Origin of the sequence: Dermabacter sp. HMSC08H10, from assembly GCF_001807585.1 — a bacterium.
GTDB lineage: Bacteria > Actinomycetota > Actinomycetes > Actinomycetales > Dermabacteraceae > Dermabacter > Dermabacter hominis.
Genome location: NZ_KV789424.1, coordinates 517,829 through 535,133 on the forward strand (window position 1 = coordinate 517,829; position 17,305 = coordinate 535,133).

Here is a 17,305-nt window from a genome sequence, read left to right on the forward strand (position 1 = left end):
AATGAGATGGAGGATCTCGGGACGCTCCAACTGTACCTAAGGACTCCGGCGGTGTCACTCACAAAAACACGACGTGAAGCCACGCCCGAAGTGTGAGACCCGCGGCACCTTTAACCGCCCCGCGCTCACCTCTCTTTCGGGCGCACGCTATACGCTAGGACGGCACAATGGCGGGCCTTAAGGCACAGCCCTTTTCACTCACACCATGAGGGAGAACAACAGCGTGAACTCGAACGACATCACCGGGCGTCAAGGGATCGGTCTTCCCAGCCACGCGAACGACGTGGATCCCGAAGAAACGAGGGAGTGGATCGAATCGCTCGACGCGGTCGTAGCGAACAGCGGCGCGGAGCGTGCCTCCCACATCGTCGGCAACCTCCTCACGCGCGCACGCGAAAAGAATGTTGACGTTCCCAGCGTGGAAAACACCGACTACGTCAACACCATCGCCGCGAAGGACGAGCCCGAGTACCCGGGCGATCTCGACATCGAGAAGTCGATCCGACGGGCCGTGCGCTGGAACGCAGCAATGCAGGTGCATCGCGCGCAGCGTCCCGAAATCGGCGTCGGTGGCCACCTCTCGAGCTACGCCTCCATTTCCACCGTCTACGAGGTTGGCTTCAACCACTTCTTCCGCGGTCGCGAACACCGCGGCGGTGGCGACCAGGTGTTCTTCCAGGGCCACGCCTCCCCCGGTATCTACTCGCGAGCCTTCCTCATGGGGCGCCTGAATGAAAAGGATCTCGACGGTTTCCGCCAGGAAAAGTCGAACCCACACGGAATCCCCAGCTACCCGCACCCGCGCGCGATGCCGGAGTTCTGGCAATTCCCCACCGTTTCGATGGGCATCGGCCCCGTCAACGCAATTGAGCAAGCCTCCATTAACCGCTACCTCCACAACCGTGGTCTGAAGGACACGAGCGAGCAGCACGTGTGGGCATTCCTCGGCGACGGCGAAATGGACGAGGTCGAGTCGCGAGGCGCCCTCCACATCGCCGCCAACGAGCAGCTCGACAACCTCACGTTCGTCGTCAACTGCAACCTCCAGCGCCTCGACGGCCCCGTGCGTGGCAACGGCAAGATCATTCAGGAGCTCGAAGCCCAGTTCCGCGGCGCGGGCTGGAATGTCGTGAAGGTCGTGTGGGGCGAGGGCTGGGACAAGCTCTTCGCCGCAGACACCGACGGCGCCCTCGTGGACCTCATGAACACGACCCCCGACGGCGACTTCCAAACGTTCCGCGCCGAATCGGGCGGCTTCATCCGCGATAACTTCTTCGGCCGCGACCCGCGCACGAAGGCCCTCGTCGAAGACATGAGCGATGCCGACATTTGGTGGGGTCTCAAGCGCGGCGGCCACGATCCCAAGAAGATCTACGCGGCGTTCAAGCATGCCACGACAGTGAAGAACGGCAAGCCGACCGTCATCCTCGTGCACACCATTAAGGGGTACGTGCTCGGCAAAAACTTCGCGGGCCGTAACGCGACCCACCAGATGAAGAAGTTCACGATCGATGACCTCAAGCAGCTGCGCGACACGCTGCACATTCCGTTCACCGATCGGCAGCTCGAGGCTGATCTCTACAACCAGCCGTATTACATGCCGGCCGAAGACTCGCCGGAAATGCAGTACATGCGTGAGCGCCGTGCAGAACTGGGCGGCGTTGTTCCCGATAACCGCCACAAGAAGGCGACGTTCACGGTTCCCGGCGAGAAGACTTGGGCCGTCGCGAAGCGCGGCTCCGGCAAGCAGGAGGTCGCCACGACGATGGCACTCGTGCGCCTTCTCAAGGACCTCATGCGTGACAAGGAAACTGGCAAGTACTGGGTTCCGATCATTCCCGATGAGGCCCGCACGTTCGGCCTCGACGCGATGTTCCCGACCGCGAAGATCTACAATCCGAAGGGCCAGAATTACCTTTCGGTGGACCGCGATCTCCTCCTTGCGTACAAGGAATCCTCGCAGGGTCAGATCAAGCACATGGGTATTAACGAGATCAGCTCGACGAGCGCCTTCACTGCTGCGGGTACGGCCTACTCGACGCACGAGGTGCCTCTCGTGCCGTTCTACATCTTCTACTCGATGTTTGGCTTCCAGCGCACCGGCGACTTCTTCTACGCCGCCGGCGACCAGATGGCCAAGGGCTTCGTGATCGGCGCAACGGCTGGCAAGACGACCCTCGCGGGTGAAGGTCTCCAGCACATGGATGGCCACTCCCCGCTGCTCGCGTACACGAACCCCGGTGCGGTTATTTACGACCCCGCCTACGGCTACGAGATCGGGCACATCGTGCGCGATGGCCTGCAGCGCATGTACGGGGAGAACGAAGAGCGCCTCCAGGAAGTCTTCTACTACCTGACCGTGTACAACGAGCCGATCCACCAGCCCGTTGAGCCCGAGAATGTCGATGTCGAGGGCATCATCAAGGGCATGTACAAGGTCGATGATGTTCAAGAGGGCGACGGCCCCGTTGCCCAGCTCATGGCCTCGGGCGTTGCAGTCCCGTGGACTCGCGAAGCACGCGATCTTCTCTACAGGGACTGGGGCGTTCGCTCGGCTGTATGGTCGGTGACCTCGTGGAGCGAGATGCGCAACGACGCACTCGCCGCGGACAAGCACAACTTCCTCCACCCCGAAGAGGAACCCAGGACGCCGTGGATGGTCGAGAAGCTCAAGGACGCCGAGGGCCCGTTCGTGGCGACCACGGACTTCGACTACCTCGTTCCCGACATGATCCGCCCCTGGATGCCGAACGACTATGCCGTTCTTGGCGCCGAAGGCTGGGGATTCTCAGACACGCGAGCTGCGGGCCGCCGCTACCTGCACATCGACCGCGAGTCGCTCGTCGTGCGCGCTCTCAAGTCGCTCGCGGATCAGGGCACGATTGACCGGTCGATCGTCAAGCAGGCCATCGACAAGTACGATCTGCTGAACGTCAACGCCGGTTCGTCCGGTGGCGCAGGCGGGGACGCCTGAGCATCATGGTCGCTGAACTGCCGTGGCTCCGAGTCGACGCGTCCGCGCCGAACGCCGCCGCGCAGCTCCATGATTCAATCGCGAATGCCGCGGCGGAGGGCACTCTCGCCCCGGGTGAGAAGTTGCCCTCCGTCCGTGCACTCGCGGAAGTCTGCCACGTCGCACCGAACACGGCGGCGAAGGCCATTAAGTCACTTGCGGCGGCAGGTATTGTGGAAACCGATGGGCGCCGGGGCACGCGCATAAAACCCTGGGGCGAGGTGGAACGCTCGCTTCAAGAGGCTCTTGCGCATGCCGCGCGCCTGGCAGTTTCATCGGGGGTTGGGGCCGACGTCTCCCTCGCGATGTTCGAGGCCGCGCTCCGCACGGAAGCGGCCTCCTCTCGTTCGACAGTGTGAAAGGACAGTGGCGTGCTCGTCATTGCATCGCCCGGCCAGGGCGCTCAGAAACCGGGGTTTCTCGCCCCGTGGCTGGACATCGATAGCGTCGCGGAATATGCGGGCTCCCTCGGCGAAGCCGCTGGCGTCGACATTGTGAAGCACGGGACCGTGTCGGATGCCGACACGATACGTGACACGGCGATTGCCCAGCCGCTTCTCGTTGCCTCGAGCCTGATCGTGCACAGCGTACTTTTCGGCGCGCTCGACATGCCGCGCCCCGATTTTTACGCGGGGCACTCGGTCGGTGAGGTTGCCGCGGCTGGTCTGAGCGGGACCCTCACGGAGACGGACGCGATGGAGTTCGTCCGTGATCGTTCGCGGGCCATGGCAGAAGCCGCCGCGGCAGAAGAAACCGGGATGGCGGCAGTCGTGGGCGGTCTGCGCGAGGACGTTTTCGCGAAGATCGAAGCCGCCGGTGCCGTTCCCGCAAACATCAACGGAGCGGCTCAGGTCGTCGCAGCCGGCTCGCTCGCGCAGCTCGAGAGCCTCAAGGAAAATCCGCCGGCAAAGGCTCGCGTAATCCCGCTGCAGGTGGCCGGCGCGTTCCACTCCCCTTTCATGGAAAGCGCGCGAGAAGCGCTCGCCACTCGAGTAAGCGACTACTCGGTGCGCACCCCCCAGATTCCCGTGGTCTCGAACGCCGATGGCGCCGTCGTCCACGACGGTCAGGCGTTCCTCGAGTCGCTCGTCACGCAAGTCGCCCATACCGTCGATTGGCTCGCGTGCATGCGCACGTTTGAGGCCGAGGGTGTCACCGGCATCCTCGAACTTGCACCTGCAGGCACCCTCACCGGTCTCGTCAAGCGGGACGCAAAGTCGATCGCTCGGTTCGATCTCAATACTCCCGATCAGCTCGATGCCGCGCGCGATTTCGTGCGCGAGCATGCCGGCCAGACCCCGAAGGAGGCATAGGTTCGGTGGTCACTCTTCGCCCCTCGAAGCCCGTTGCGGGCTCACAGATTCTCGCCTACGGCGCCGCACGCGGCGACCTCGTTGTCACGAACGATGACATCGCAGGCCCTATCGACTCGTCCGACGAATGGATCCGCCGCCGCACGGGCATTGTGACCCGCAAGCGTGCGAGCGAAGGCATTCACGTCATCGACCTCGCCGAAGAGGCCTCGCGAGAAGCAATCGAAAAGTCGGGTCTCGACGCTTCGGCCATTGACGCGGTCATCGTCTCGACGATTTCGTTTGAATATCAAACGCCTTCTGCGGCAACTCTTCTCGCGGCCCGGCTCGGGATTGAGGATGCAGTCGCCTACGATATTTCGGCGGCGTGTGCAGGCTTCTGCTACGCGGTCGGCCAAGCCGACGCTCTCGTGCGCTCGAGCGCCGCAACGAACGTGCTCATCGTGGGCGCAGAGAAGCTCTCAGATCTCATCTCCCCCACCGACCGCTCGATCTCGTTCCTCCTTGGCGACGGGGCGGGTGCTGCGATCGTTGCCGCTAGCGACGAACCGAAGATCGGCCCCACTATCTGGGGTAGCGACGGCGAGCATTGGGACACGATCCGCATGACGCACTCGCTTCTCGAGTACCGCGACCAGCCGGAGCTCGGTTTTCCGACTCTCGAGCAGGATGGCCGCACCGTGTTCCGCTGGGCCGTGTGGCACACCGCCGAGATTGTCCGTAAAGCTCTTGATGAAGCGGGGCTCACCGTCGACGACATCGACGTTTTCGTCCCTCACCAGGCGAACATGCGCATCATCGATGAGCTCGCTAAACAGCTCAAGCTTCCCGAGAGCGTCGTCATCGGCCGCGACATCGCTGATACCGGCAACACTTCTGCCGCATCTGTTCCGCTCGCCGTGCATCGTCTCCTCGACGAGGGCCAGGCGAAGTCCGGTGACGTGTGCGTGCAGATTGGTTTTGGTGCCGGCCTCGCGTACGCGTGCCAGATCGTCGTCTTGCCGTAGGGTGTGCTTCGCTTGCCCGGTCCGGACCTACCCCGCGGGACGATCTCATGCGCCCGAGCGCAGGGCGAGCCGCGATCGAGCAGAGCGAGACACACGTCAAACTTGCAACCGTCGGAACCAGAACCTTCAGGTTTATGCCTGTAGGCTTATGCCGCTGATTTAATTCGTAAAGCACAAAGGAGAGCCTCATGGCACACACCGAAGAAGACATCCTCGCTGGCCTCGCCGAGATCGTAAACGAGGAAACCGGTGTTGAGACCGCTGACGTTCAGCTCGACAAGTCCTTCACCGACGACCTCGACATCGACTCGATCTCGATGATGACCATCGTCGTGAACGCTGAGGAGAAGTTCGACGTGCGCATCCCCGACGAAGAGGTCAAGAACCTCGTGACCGTTGGCGACGCCGTCAAGTTCATCCAGAACGCTCAGGCCTGATTGTTGCCGGTGCGCGCTCGCCCGTTAGCGGCGGGCGCGCACTTTAATCTTTTCGCCCTTTTCCATCACGCCCGCAAGGAGAACCCATGAGCGAGAGCCCTCGCGTAGTTGTTACCGGCCTAGGCACGTTCAACCCGCTTGGAGTCGACATTGAAAGCTCCTGGAACGCCGCCCTTGCGGGACAATCGACCGCCCACACACTCGAGAACGATTGGGCCGAGCGCTACGGACTCGCCGTCGACTTCGCGTGCACGGTTGCGGGCGATCCCCTCGACTACCTATCGAAGCCAGAAGCTAAAAAGCTCGACCCCAACGGCCAGTACGCGATAATTGCCGCACGTGAGGCCTGGAAGGACGCAGGCAACCCCGAAGTCGATCCTCTGCGCCTTGGCGTTGTGGTCGGTACCGGCATCGGTGGCGTGTGGACGATCCTCGACCAGTGGGACACCGTGAAAGAACGCGGTGCGCGCCGCGTGAATCCGTTCACGGTCCCCATGCTCATGGCGAACTCCGCCGCCGCTCACATCGAGATCGAGTTCGGAGCGAAGGCAGGCGCGCACACGCCCGTTTCCGCGTGTGCATCTGGCGCCGAGGCACTCGCGCACGGCCTCGACTTCGTGCGCAGCGGCCGCGCCGATATCGCCATTGTTGGCGGCACCGAAGGTTGCGTGCATCCGCTTCCCCTCGCGGGCTTCGCGAACATTCGCGCTCTCTCCACCCGCAATGATTCGCCCGAGACCGCCTCTCGCCCGTACGACCGTGATCGCGACGGCTTCGTGCTCGGCGAAGGCGCCGGAATCATGGTCATCGAGACTGAGGAACACGCCAAAGCCCGCGGTGCGCATATCTACGCCTACCTCGCTGGGCGCGGCATGGCTTCCGACGCCCACCACATTTCCGCCCCGAGCACCGAAGGCCAAGCTCGCGCGATCCGCGAATCCCTCACCGACGCTGGCCTTACCGCACGCGACATCGTTCACGTCAACACGCACGGCACCTCGACCCCGCTCGGCGACCTCAACGAACTCGAGTCCATCTCAATCGCTCTTGAGGGTGAAACCGATCAGGTCGTCGTCACGTCGACGAAGTCGATGACGGGCCACCTCCTCGGCGGCGCGGGCGCTGTTGAATCAATCTTCACCATTCTCGCCCTCCACAATCGGGTGGCGCCGCCCACGATCAACATCGAAAATCTCGACGAAGGCGTCTCGATGGACGTCGCAAACGGCAAGCCGCGCGAGCTCCCGAGTGGTGACATCGCGGCGATCAACAACGCCTTCGGCTTCGGCGGCCACGACATGTCGGTCGTGTTCGCAAGCGCGTAATCGACGCGCTCGGTCGCACACGTACAAACGGAGTCCAACGGTTGTCGGGCCCCGTTTGTGCTGCATGCGAGGGCTTTGCGTAGGCCCGGCGGGGCTTGAACCCGCGACCGACGGATATGCCCGTGTGTGAGTCAACCAAAATCGCATACATCGCATTTGCGCAGGTATACCAACGAGCGCGGGGATCATCGAGGCCATGTTGAAAGCAGAGTCGATCGTGTTTTGAGTGTCCTCGAAAAACCCGCTCGGCGGCTTCGTTTGGAACTTCCCGATCGCGTTATTGGATGTCCACCGGATCACCGGCACGAACCTGTTTTGACTGCTCACGTTGCCATAGCACTTTGAGGTCGTCGAAGTGGACGAATCAAACGTCCCATCTGCCAAGACGACCAACCCATCTGACCCTCGAAGCACCGGCGTGCTTTCACCAACGGCCACCATGCCCTCGCCCGTGAGCGCTTCGTTGCCGATCTGGAGCACACCTTCACCGTGGGCAAGCGCCCGCGCCGGAGTAATGACAAGTGTGAGGGCTGCAAAGATCACCGCCGCGATAACAGCGAAGCGGCTAAGGCGTTTGGCGGGCGTGAGGGTCTTAGCGTCCATGACCGGCTTTCCTTGAGTGGGCATATAACCCGAACCATGCACACGCCACCCACCCGAGACCGAGACCGAGCCCGAAATACGAGGGCGCATAACCCCGTGCAGCAAAATGCTTTAAGCGAGCAGATTTCTTTAGTTTTGAGGAGTACCGATGGATCCCGTACGAAACCCCTATTCCCCCGGTGGGAGCTTTCAGTAAACTCCCCGACCAGTTGTACCGGGTTCGTGGCTACACCCCGGTCACACCGGGTTCCGACTCCGGTTACACGACAGAAGTCAATTATTTGACATGAGCAGAAGCGCTCCTTAGAACGGGAAGTCAGGAAATTCCGCTTCCGCCTCTTCCTGCCTCTCGGCAAGCTCCACGCTCCACCGTGAACGCTCGACAAGCTCGTCAAAGGTGAGCACCTCCGGTGACTTGCGGTTCGAGCGGAAACTTTCAAAGCTACGGAACTTCGAGCCAATTCGGTTGCCTTGGGCGCGGCACAAATCGCACATGGGCCGATCATCAGAAACGAGCGTGGTTCAACCAAGTATGCACCGTCGCCAGTGTTGTCTCCCTCGTTGTCCCTCTCGGCAATCCATCCGGCAAGGTTCTCCTTGGCGGCGCGAACCGTCGTCGAACCCCGAGGTGTCCCCGCTGCAAACGGGAATCGAATCGAGGCTGCGGATGAGGTAGATAAGTTTGTTCGAGCCTTCCCGGTTCAAGATGATGAGGCCATCGAGTTTTGTCCCGTTCGTATCATTGCTTGGGGCCTGAAAACCGATCTCCCGAACTACGCCAGGCTCGTGCGCAACTTGAATCTCGAACTGGCGACGCTGTTTTTGCAACTTTGCCGGAATCTCTGCCATCTCTGCTCCTTCCACTGTCACTTGAGCAGCACACACAGCTGCACCGCTACCCGGAACTTGACTAATTCAGTGCTCGCTGTATAGTTCAGTGACTGCTGACTATTGCTTCGCGCCTCGACGTAATGAACCGCCTGGGTCGTGCACTGGCCGACCCTACTCGATCCCGGATCATCTTGGCCCTGCTCGACCATCCCGCTTACCCGGCGGAACTATCCCGAGATCTGGACCTGACACGCTCGAACGTGTCCAACCACCTGGCATGCTTGCGCGATTGTGGGATCGTCGTCTCCGAGCCCGAGGGTCGTCGGACACGATACGAGATCGCCGATCCACACTTGGCGCAGGCGCTGACTACATTGGTCGATGCCACCTTGGCAGTAGACGAAGACGCCCCGTGCATCGACCCCGCCTGCTCGCTTCCCGAATGCAACGTAGCTGGGGAGGGCGCATGAACCTCACCACGGTCTTGCAGGCGATAGGCCTGTTCGCAGCTACCAACATCGACGACATCATCGTGCTCTCCCTCTTCTTCGCGCCAGGGGCACGCCAGAGCGGCACCACCGCCCGCATTCTGGCCGGCCAGTACCTCGGATTTGCCGGCATCCTCGTCGCCGCGATCCTTGTGGCCATCGGCGCCGGAGCATTTCTGCCCCCGGCAGTCATTCCATACTTTGGTCTCATCCCGCTGGGCATCGGCCTCTGGGCCGCATGGCAGGCCTGGCGCGGAGACGATGACGACGATGACGACGAGGCCAAGGTTGCCGGCAAGAAGGTCGGCGTGTGGACAGTCGCAGGCGTCACTTTTGCCAATGGCGGCGACAACATCGGTGTCTACACCCCTGTCTTCCTCAGCGTGGAAGCTCTCGCAGTGGTCACCTACATCGTTATCTTCCTCGCGCTCGTTGCGGTCCTGGTGGCCCTGGCAAAGTTCGTCGCCACCCGCCCCCCGATCGCGGAAGTGCTCGAAAGCTGGGAGCACATCCTCTTTCCCATCGTTCTCATCGGCCTCGGCATCGTGATCCTCGTCAGCGGCGGAGCCTTCGGACTCTGACGTAGCGGCAGTGTTCCAAAAGGCCCCGCCCGTGCCAGCCTCATCAACAAGGGTCTCGTGTACGCTCCCGATTGAAGCGTCCTGGGTTTGGTTCCGCTTCTTTTACGGCCCTGTGTTGATGGGCTGGGTGAGATAGTACTCGGTTTCTACTTCCTGTGGGGTGGTGTAGTCCAATGCTTCGTGAAGACGCTTGGTGTTCCACCAATGCACCCACCGCAAGGTGGCCAATTCGACTTCTCCGACCGACGTTCACGGACCTTGAGTATGAATCAGTTCCGCCTTGTAGAGGCCGTTGACTGTTTCGACTAGAGCATTGTCATAAGAATCGCCGACTGTTCCCACACTCGGACGGATTCCGGATTCCGCTAGCGCGGTGGAGTACGTCAGTGACACGTACTGGCTGCCCCGATCACTGTGGTGAATCAGCTGGTTTGCATGGATTCGTCCTGCAGTCGTTAACGCATGCTCCAAAGCCTCCATGGGCAGCGCATCGGTACGCATCGTCGAGCGTGTAGCAACACCAACAATTTTTCGGCTGTAGACATCCACGACAAACGCGGTGTAGGCGAATCCTGACAGGGTGTGAACATAGGTAATGTCGGCAACCCACAGCCTGCCTGGCGCTTGTGCACGAAAGTCTCGCTGTACAAGGTCTGGGCGATGATTCGGTGTCTTCGGGCTAATCGTTGTCACAGGGGTTCGTCCACGCCTGCGGCCACAAACACCTGCGAGCTTCATCAGTCGTGCGGTCTTGTCGCGGCCGATATGAAAACCTTCACGGTTCATCGCGTGCCACATCTTGCGGATGCCGTAAACCGAGAAATTCTGCGCATGCACACGCTGAATCGCTGGGATGAGAAGGCTATCGGTTAAGGCCCTTGCGCTGGGAGTGCATGCAGAGGCTTTGCGGTAGCCGCGTGAAGTAATGAGGCTCTTCGCCGTTCCGGTAGGGATCAGGTGATCAGTCCGCCGGCGACGAGGAGCATGCGGAGGCGGTAGTTGTCGCGGTTGCGGTAGCCGCGGGCGAGGCGCCGGTGCAGCTCGATGATGCCGTTGACGGCCTCGGTGCCGCCGTTGTTCGCGCGGTCGGTGTCGAAGTAGGCCAAGAACGCCTGCCGCCAGCGGCGCAGGGTGCGTCCCAGGCGGGCGACCTCGGGGATCGGGCAGGTGTGGAACGCGTCCAGGATCTTCTCGGCGCGGCGAGGGCCCTTGGTCGTGTCCTTCGCGCGGTAGGCGGCTCGGAGGTCTTGGGCGCAGCGCCAGGCGACGTTGACCTCCTCGTGGGCGGGAACGGCCAAGATCGCGGTCTCGAGGCGGGCGAGCTGGCGGTCGGTGAGGTTCTCGGCGCCGGCGCGCAGGATGGTCTGGATTCCGAACAGGGGGTCGCCCTTGCGGCCGCGGTGCCCGGTGGTGTCCTGCTGGACTCGGCGGCGTACCTCGTCGACGACCTGCGTGCCGAGCTTGACGACGTGGAACGCGTCCAGGACGGCGGTGGCGTCGGCGAGCTCGGCGTCGATCGCGGACTTGTAGCCACCGAACGGGTCCAGGGCAGCGACCTCGATCCGCGCGCGGAAGTCGACGCCGCGGTCGAGCAGCCAGTCGGTGTAGGCCTTCTTCGAGCGACCGGGCACCAAGTCCAGGAGCCGGGCGTGCACGCGTCCGGCCTGGTCACGGGTCAGGTCGACCATCCCGGTCAACTCCTTCGGGCCGCGCTCACGCACGTCACCGTGGTGCCAGATGTGCTCATCGCCCCCCCCAGGGACGTCACACCGGCGAACCTGGTCGGGTCACCGGCCAGACATTCGAGCTCGGGCTTGACCGCGCGCCACAGCGTCGCCCAGCCGACCCCCAACCGGCGGGCGAGCCCAGCGATCGTGGCGTGCTCGCGGCGCAGCTGCCCGACTGCCCACCACACCGCGCGGCGGGTCAGGACGCCGCGAGCGGCGACCAGGGTCGGGACCTGCTCGGCGAACGTCCCCCGCGGGCACTCGACCTCGCCGCAGCGCCAACGTCGTTGCCGCCAGACGATCTGGACCCGAACGTCGCCTTGCGGCACGTCGCGCAGCACCCGCACCCGCCGGCCGCGGCTGAGCGCGACGACCCCGCAGTCCGGGCAGCACGCCAGCTGCCAGGGCGTCGAGACCGTCACCCGCATGGTGATCGGGTCGCGATCAACCCGCTCGACTCGAACGCCATCGAGCCCGAACAGAAGATCGCAGCGAGCGCAGGGATTGGTGGTCGTGCGCGCGTCGGCGCACCCCGTAGCGTGAGACACGTCGAGGTCCTCGAGAACAAATCGGGCAGCTTGGTCGCTCCTGATCCTCGGGGACCTCGACCCCTACCCGCCGCTCAACCCGTCGAACCCCTCACTCCCCACCGCAACGGTGAAGAGCCGAACAAGGGTCAGGCCCCAGGAGACTTCGCAGCTCGTCGCACGCAAGGAGGAGGCGACCCCATGAGGTCGACCCCTCCCGTACTCGCCGGCGGTGCAGGCCGGCCCGCAGTCCGACCGGCCACCCCGGGTGAGCAGCCAGCGTCTCCGCCAGACCCGGCAGAACTTGCGCACCGCTGACTGTAAGCATACACTTACACCTGACATCGTTCGATTACGATCCGGAGGGGTAATGGACGCAGCACGGCTCGCTCAGATACTCAATGCTCTCGGAAGTGAGCCCCGGTTGCGAATTATCGCCTCTCTAGAGACGGAGTCGACCCATGTCAGTGAGCTGGCCCGCCGACTCGGGATGTCTCGGCCACTGCTCTACCAGCACCTCAACCGCTTGGAAGCTGCTCGACTCATCGAGAGTGGCCTGGAACAGCTCGGAGAGAGCCGAGTGAGGAAGCACTACTGGGTCGCTCCGTTTCAGCTTGAAATAACTCCAGACCACATTGTGCACCTGATTAATCAAGAACAGGAAAGGGAATCTTCATGACAGTTACCACTACCGTATTTGTTGTCATCCTCGCCGCCGCAATACCACTCGCGATCTTCGTTGTTCTTACCGTCTGGGTGGTAGGCGCCGTCACCAGCGCACGACGCGAAACGGCGACGGCGATCGATGGTTCGAACCAACTCATCGTGGAGCACCTAAGCAACATCACCGAGCGGTTGGATCGGATTGAGGCCCAACTCAGCGAGATCCCCGAGTAATCAGGCCCTCCAGAGAGCCGGTGACCGCCACGCCCCTCTTCATGACGCTGGAGGGCGTGCAGACCATCAAGTCCATTGGCCGCTCCCAGCCCTACGCACTCGTCCGCTCCGGTGACCTGTGAGCGATCCAGGCCGGCGGCCGCGGACTTTGGCGCGTCGAGCGCCCCGGGCTCGAGGCATCCAAGCCCACCCACCGTCAGACCTCCAACCTCCACGACCTTAAGAGGCTCTTCCCAGATGAGGGTGTAGCGCACGTAGAGTTCAGCATTGTCGAGGTCCTTGGTGCGAGCAGAGGTAAGAGTCCGCTCATCATCGGGGACCTCGACGCCTACCTCCAGCTACCCCGCACCGCCGGCGCGCCCACACTCAGCTCTGAAGAGCCAGTAATGAATCCATGATCTGCTTGTTTAAGGACTCGGCAGATGGCCTCGACCCCAAACTGATCTTTATACGTGTCGATGTAGGAGATCATTTGGTCGTGGGTCGGTCGAGTTCCGCTGCGAAAAAAACCGAAGCAGTCTTAAGAATCCCGTTTGCTCGTTTCAACTCACGGTTTTCGCGGCGCAGACGCTTGAGCTCTTCTTCCATTGTCTCGCCGCCTGAAGCGTCAGAGTCATCACGTACTGAAGCGCTGTCACGGTACCAAGCCCGCAACGTGTGGTGAGATACTCCAAGGAGCTCACCAACCTCCGTGTAGGCGCGTTGCAGTCAGCAAGACTCCAAGCGGACCATTTCGATGATCTGATGGACCGCCTTCTCCTTGAACTCGACGGAATACCTTCTAGGCATAGTTCAATCCTTCCTTAGCTGAGGTAGGAACTAAACCCAGGACGCTTCACAACCTCCGGCCTTCCAGGGGTTCTAGCGCTCCAAAGCTAAATCAAGCCGACGGTTTTCCCTTTCACGCTTACGCCGCTGGCGCTCAAGCCACGCCTGAGACTGCTCCGGCGTCATGCTCGTCAGGTGCCACCGCTTGCACTGTTTGCAGAAATAGGCGCCTTGGGGGTGTTTGTGCAGGCCAGACTTGCCAACCCATCGCCCGTTGTCGAGCGCTTTTTGCACCTCGCCGCGCGATCCGTAGATAACTATGCCGCTTGGACAGCGGCGATTTCCATTACTGTCGCGGTTTTTGCGGTATCCCATGACGCTCCCTTTCAAACTGGCCGATGCAATTTTGTGTACCGCCAAGAACTAGAAGCCTTCTCGTGGTGAGAGACTAAGAGCGACCTCGCCTTGATCCACCTGGAGTACCGCCATGCCACGCCAGTCCCTCGCGCCCGGAGAAATCGGAACCATCTCGCACCAAGTCAAGCTCGAAGGGAAATGGGTCAGTGAGGAGGAGGCGAAAGCTCAAGGAGTCAAACCTTCCTCTCTTCCGCGTCGGGCTAGAGCGCGCGCAAAACTCAGCAACGGTAGAGATGTCCGGTTCATGGTCTCGGGCCCCACGAAAGGCGCGATCGAACACCGGATCAAGCTCAAAATGCGCGAGGCAGAAGAGAAGCTCGCGCGCGAGATCGAAGAGCAAAAATCCCGAAAAACCCTCGGTGAATACGCTCAGCGCTACCTTGATGGAATCGACTCAGGTGTTCTCGAGCGCGAACGCTCCAGCGCCACGAGAACGAAATATCGCTACACAGCAAAAACCTACGCACTCAACAGCCCGCTCGCCGACATCAAAATCGACGACATCACGAGAAACCAGCTCACCGACGAGCTGCTGCGCCTTGGTCGCGAAGGGCTGACGGGCGAGCGCAAGCACGTCCTGACAATCTGGCGAAAACTCTGGGAGATCGCCGATGGCGATGTAACCGGCACCCCGCCACCTTCACCACTTGACCGGCTGCGCCTTCCCCGCGACGGCGCAGTCAGCAAAAACCCGCAGGTGGTTCATAAAGACCGCGCCTACACCGATGAGGAAATCGCAAGCCTCATGGATACGGTGACGAATGACCCTCGAGCTCAACGTAGTAACTCCTCTGATGCCATCATGTTGCTCCTTCAAACCGGCTGCCGTATCGGAGAGATCGCCGGGCTGCGATGGCAAGACGTCGATCTTGAAAGTGACCCACCCGCGATTCATCTACGCGGCCAGATCCATACCGAAGATGGGGAGCGCCGGTGGGAGCCCCGCTTGAAGTCGAAGCTCTCCTACCGCTCTATCCCGCTCACGAAGCAAGCATGCGAAGTGTTCAGGCGGCGGTTATCTGTTCGCATGAAGCCCGGAGCGACAGACGCGGAAATGGAGTTCGTCTTCGCCACCGCGCGCACCGGTAACATCCCCGACCCTCGCGCCCTCACCCGCTCAATTAAACGCGCACTATCTGATGCCGGGCACGGGGAAATGAGTTCGCATACTTTCCGCCGCATCGTTGAACGCCGACTCGAAGAGTCGGGCCTTTCACGAATGGATCGCGAATCCCTCATGGGGCACACCATCCAAGTGGCAGAGCGCCACTACTCCACCCACGGCGTACCCGAACGCGCCCTGGCTACGTTGCAGTCAAAAATCAAAACGGACAATAAACGGACAATCGACGAGATTTCGCGGAAAAATCAAGCCGAAAAATCGCCCAAAAACACGGTGTGACCTAGGCATATGGTAGGCCCGGCGGGGCTTGAACCCGCGACCGACGGATTATGAGTCCGGTGCTCTAACCAACTGAGCTACGGGCCCGCGTATGCGCACCATTATCGCTGGTTCGCGGCCCGGAAGAAAAGTTGACGCGGCCCGAGCGCCATGAGCGTGGCCTTTGGCACATCTGCGCCAGATTGAGCCTCTGAATTGGCGAGATAGGCCGGGGCGCTGCTAATGTATTTCGAGTCGATCCCCCATAGCTCAATCGGCAGAGCATTCGACTGTTAATCGAAGGGTTATTGGTTCAAGTCCAATTGGGGGAGCAACAGAAGGCCCCGGGGATCCCCGGGGCCTTCACTTTTCGCGGTAGCGTTAGGCCCCCAAGGCCTGGAGGAAGGTACCCATGAGTGTTCACTCGCCCGAGTCATTTGAGCGGCCCGAGGATTTCGGACCGGGTAGCGTGTGGGTCGATCGAGTCGCCACTCGCCAGTACGTCGGTCACACACAGTCGGGGGTGGAGATCCCCATTGGCCTCGAAGAAGGCCGCGTCAGCCCCGGAGAGCTTTTGAAGCTCGCTCTCATTGGGTGCGCGGGAATGTCGATGGATCATTCAGTTGCGCGGCGCCTCGGCGAGGACTTTGCGGCGCGACTTTACGCGCACGGTACGTCCGACGAAAAGGACGACCGCTACCATGAGATTGACGAGACGATTCAGCTGGATCTCTCCGGTCTTGATGAACGAGAGCGGGAAAAGCTCGCCGCCGTCATCGATCGCGTCATTGATGCGGCGTGCACGATTCAGCGCACTGTCGTTCCTGGGGCCGAAGTGCGCCACACGATTACCGATGCACATTCCGCTGGCGCGGCTGCATCGCACGAGGAGGAGAAGTAATGGCCAAGCGCGACATTCGCATTGTTGGCGACCCGGTTCTGCGCACCGAGTGCGATCCGATCAAGGACATCACCCCTGGCGTTCGCGGCCTTGTCGAGGATCTCCTCGAGAACGTCAACGAGGAGGGGCGCGCCGGTCTTGCCGCGAATCAAATCGGGGTGAGCTTGCGCGCGTTTTCCTGGAACATCGACGGTGAGCTCGGCTACATCCTGAATCCGGTCATCACCTACCTGTCTGAGGAAAAGCAGGGCGGTGACGAAGGCTGCCTTTCAGTTCCGGACCTGTGGTTTCCGCGCGAACGCGCCGCGAAGGCGGCGTGCGAGGGCATTGACCTTGACGGAAACAAAATCGTGCTCGAGGGCGATGGAATTGTCGCGCGCTTGATCCAGCACGAGGTGGGTCACCTCGACGGTGCGCTTTATATCGACGGCCTCGAGAAGAGCGAGAAGAAGAAGGCGTTGCGGGCTATCCGCGCAAACCTCTAGACTGTCGTAAGGCCCGAGCTAGGCCACCGCAAGTATCAACGCGAATCGTGGGGAAGACGTTTCGATTGATACGAAAGGTAAGCCCATGGCTCGTGGAACCCTCACAATCCACTCCGTGCCGCGTGCCCTCGCACCTCATCTTGAATGGGCCGTCAGCGGAGTTCTTGGTGTGCCCGTACGCGTGAAGTGGCATCGCCACGAAAGTGATCCCTCGCAGCTACGCATGGCGATCAACTGGACCGGCCCCGAAGGCCTTGGTGCACGCCTCGCGACTGCGCTGCGTGGCTGGGACAGCGTGCGCTTCGAAGTCACGCAAGAGCCGGGAGGCGGCGAAGAGGGGGCACGGTGGATGTATACACCCTCGCTCGGCATCCATCACGCCGCGATCGATGCGGCGGGCAACGTCACGCTCACCGAAGACCGTATTCGTTTTTGCATTGCCGCTGGTGCCGGCGACGCCGCGCGCATCGAACAGGAGATCGGCAAGGCTCTTGGCGAGGCGTGGGATCGCGAGCTCGAGGCATTCCGCGTGGCCGCGAGCGGTGAGGAACCGCGCCGCCTTCACCTCGTCGGCTGACGGACCGTTTTCAAAAACTCCGCGTGT

17 protein-coding genes, 2 tRNA genes and 3 pseudogenes are annotated in these 17,305 nt (G+C 61.7%); 15 read left to right on the forward strand and 7 right to left on the reverse strand.

Annotation, left to right across the window (positions count from 1 at the left end; genetic code table 11):
* Positions 1-205 precede the first annotated feature (205 nt).
* The 6 genes from aceE to HMPREF3176_RS05175 all read left to right on the forward strand — a co-directional run bounded on the left by aceE (position 206) and on the right by HMPREF3176_RS05175 (position 7,095).
* Complete coding sequence (aceE, locus tag HMPREF3176_RS05150; RefSeq protein WP_141742359.1) at positions 206-2,974, forward strand: pyruvate dehydrogenase (acetyl-transferring), homodimeric type; 2,769 nt, start codon at positions 206-208, stop codon at positions 2,972-2,974.
* Positions 2,975-2,979: 5 nt separating this feature from the next.
* Complete coding sequence (locus HMPREF3176_RS05155; protein ID WP_016664498.1) at positions 2,980-3,372, forward strand: GntR family transcriptional regulator; 393 nt, start codon at positions 2,980-2,982, stop codon at positions 3,370-3,372.
* A 12-nt stretch (positions 3,373-3,384) separates the two neighbouring features.
* Positions 3,385-4,326: an ACP S-malonyltransferase gene (locus HMPREF3176_RS05160; RefSeq protein ID WP_016664497.1), complete on the forward strand. Its 942-nt coding sequence runs from the start codon at positions 3,385-3,387 to the stop codon at positions 4,324-4,326.
* Between the two features lie 5 nt (positions 4,327-4,331).
* Positions 4,332-5,333, forward strand: a complete 1,002-nt coding sequence (locus HMPREF3176_RS05165) for a beta-ketoacyl-ACP synthase III (protein ID WP_016664496.1) — start codon at positions 4,332-4,334, stop codon at positions 5,331-5,333.
* A 188-nt stretch (positions 5,334-5,521) separates the two neighbouring features.
* The gene (locus HMPREF3176_RS05170; protein ID WP_016664495.1) at positions 5,522-5,770 is read left to right on the forward strand and encodes an acyl carrier protein; all 249 of its coding nucleotides are present in this window, start codon (positions 5,522-5,524) and stop codon (positions 5,768-5,770) included.
* 86 nt (positions 5,771-5,856) lie between these two features.
* Positions 5,857-7,095 (forward strand): beta-ketoacyl-[acyl-carrier-protein] synthase family protein, encoded by a 1,239-nt coding sequence (locus tag HMPREF3176_RS05175; protein WP_016664494.1) that lies wholly within the window; start codon positions 5,857-5,859, stop codon positions 7,093-7,095.
* Between the two features lie 906 nt (positions 7,096-8,001).
* On the opposite strand, the gene HMPREF3176_RS05180 is transcribed toward HMPREF3176_RS05175, so the two are convergent.
* Together HMPREF3176_RS05180 and HMPREF3176_RS10435 are read right to left on the reverse strand one after the other, a co-directional pair.
* Complete coding sequence (locus tag HMPREF3176_RS05180; protein WP_016664492.1) at positions 8,002-8,193, reverse strand: hypothetical protein; 192 nt, start codon at positions 8,191-8,193, stop codon at positions 8,002-8,004.
* A 27-nt stretch (positions 8,194-8,220) separates the two neighbouring features.
* Positions 8,221-8,547 carry a hypothetical protein gene (locus HMPREF3176_RS10435; RefSeq protein ID WP_016664491.1) on the reverse strand — a complete coding sequence of 109 codons (327 nt, stop codon included), beginning with the start codon at positions 8,545-8,547 and terminating at the stop codon, positions 8,221-8,223.
* 92 nt (positions 8,548-8,639) lie between these two features.
* Between HMPREF3176_RS10435 and HMPREF3176_RS10055 the strand changes: the two genes are divergently transcribed.
* Together HMPREF3176_RS10055 and HMPREF3176_RS05190 are read left to right on the forward strand one after the other, a co-directional pair.
* Positions 8,640-8,999: a Cd(II)/Pb(II)-sensing metalloregulatory transcriptional regulator CmtR gene (locus HMPREF3176_RS10055; RefSeq protein ID WP_083286253.1), complete on the forward strand. Its 360-nt coding sequence runs from the start codon at positions 8,640-8,642 to the stop codon at positions 8,997-8,999.
* Positions 8,996-9,598: a cadmium resistance transporter gene (locus HMPREF3176_RS05190; RefSeq protein ID WP_070458686.1), complete on the forward strand. Its 603-nt coding sequence runs from the start codon at positions 8,996-8,998 to the stop codon at positions 9,596-9,598. Before HMPREF3176_RS10055 ends, HMPREF3176_RS05190 begins: the two co-directional genes overlap by 4 nt.
* Positions 9,599-9,700: 102 nt before the next feature.
* On the opposite strand, the pseudogene HMPREF3176_RS10060 reads toward HMPREF3176_RS05190, so the two are convergent.
* Together HMPREF3176_RS10060 and HMPREF3176_RS05195 are read right to left on the reverse strand one after the other, a co-directional pair.
* Positions 9,701-10,534 (reverse strand): annotated as a pseudogene (locus tag HMPREF3176_RS10060) (IS3 family transposase); the annotation flags it as partial.
* Positions 10,535-10,551: 17 nt separating this feature from the next.
* Positions 10,552-11,873: pseudogene (locus HMPREF3176_RS05195) on the reverse strand (ISL3 family transposase).
* 349 nt (positions 11,874-12,222) lie between these two features.
* On the opposite strand from HMPREF3176_RS05195, the gene HMPREF3176_RS05200 reads away from it, so the two are divergent.
* Positions 12,223-12,531, forward strand: coding sequence for an ArsR/SmtB family transcription factor (locus HMPREF3176_RS05200; protein WP_055087789.1), 309 nt, complete (start codon positions 12,223-12,225; stop codon positions 12,529-12,531).
* Entirely contained in the window at positions 12,528-12,749 is a 222-nt protein-coding gene (locus tag HMPREF3176_RS05205) for a hypothetical protein (protein WP_055087787.1), read from the forward strand. The genes HMPREF3176_RS05200 and HMPREF3176_RS05205 overlap by 4 nt, the downstream gene beginning before the upstream one ends.
* Before the next feature lie 343 nt (positions 12,750-13,092).
* On the opposite strand, the pseudogene HMPREF3176_RS10230 reads toward HMPREF3176_RS05205, so the two are convergent.
* A pseudogene (locus tag HMPREF3176_RS10230) lies at positions 13,093-13,538 on the reverse strand (transposase); the annotation flags it as partial.
* A 72-nt stretch (positions 13,539-13,610) separates the two neighbouring features.
* Positions 13,611-13,892 carry a hypothetical protein gene (locus HMPREF3176_RS10235; RefSeq protein ID WP_141742361.1) on the reverse strand — a complete coding sequence of 94 codons (282 nt, stop codon included), beginning with the start codon at positions 13,890-13,892 and terminating at the stop codon, positions 13,611-13,613.
* A 286-nt stretch (positions 13,893-14,178) separates the two neighbouring features.
* Here HMPREF3176_RS10235 and xerC point away from each other — a divergent pair, with 286 nt between their 5' ends.
* On the forward strand, positions 14,179-15,336 hold the full coding sequence (gene xerC, locus HMPREF3176_RS05215; RefSeq protein WP_070458688.1) for a site-specific integrase: 1,158 nt from the start codon (positions 14,179-14,181) through the stop codon (positions 15,334-15,336).
* Positions 15,337-15,346: 10 nt separating this feature from the next.
* Here xerC and HMPREF3176_RS05220 read toward each other — a convergent pair.
* Positions 15,347-15,423, reverse strand: a tRNA-Ile gene (locus HMPREF3176_RS05220).
* A gap of 151 nt (positions 15,424-15,574) precedes the next feature.
* Here HMPREF3176_RS05220 and HMPREF3176_RS05225 point away from each other — a divergent pair.
* The 4 genes from HMPREF3176_RS05225 to HMPREF3176_RS05240 all read left to right on the forward strand — a co-directional run bounded on the left by HMPREF3176_RS05225 (position 15,575) and on the right by HMPREF3176_RS05240 (position 17,278).
* Positions 15,575-15,647: transfer RNA gene (locus HMPREF3176_RS05225), tRNA-Asn, on the forward strand.
* Positions 15,648-15,727: 80 nt separating this feature from the next.
* A complete protein-coding gene (locus HMPREF3176_RS05230; protein ID WP_061211880.1) occupies positions 15,728-16,216 on the forward strand; it encodes an OsmC family protein in 489 nt (162 codons plus the stop codon).
* The gene (locus tag HMPREF3176_RS05235; protein ID WP_070458690.1) at positions 16,216-16,701 is read left to right on the forward strand and encodes a peptide deformylase; all 486 of its coding nucleotides are present in this window, start codon (positions 16,216-16,218) and stop codon (positions 16,699-16,701) included. Before HMPREF3176_RS05230 ends, HMPREF3176_RS05235 begins: the two co-directional genes overlap by 1 nt.
* A gap of 85 nt (positions 16,702-16,786) precedes the next feature.
* Complete coding sequence (locus HMPREF3176_RS05240) at positions 16,787-17,278, forward strand: DUF3145 family protein (protein WP_070458692.1); 492 nt, start codon at positions 16,787-16,789, stop codon at positions 17,276-17,278.
* Positions 17,279-17,305: the final 27 nt, after the last annotated feature.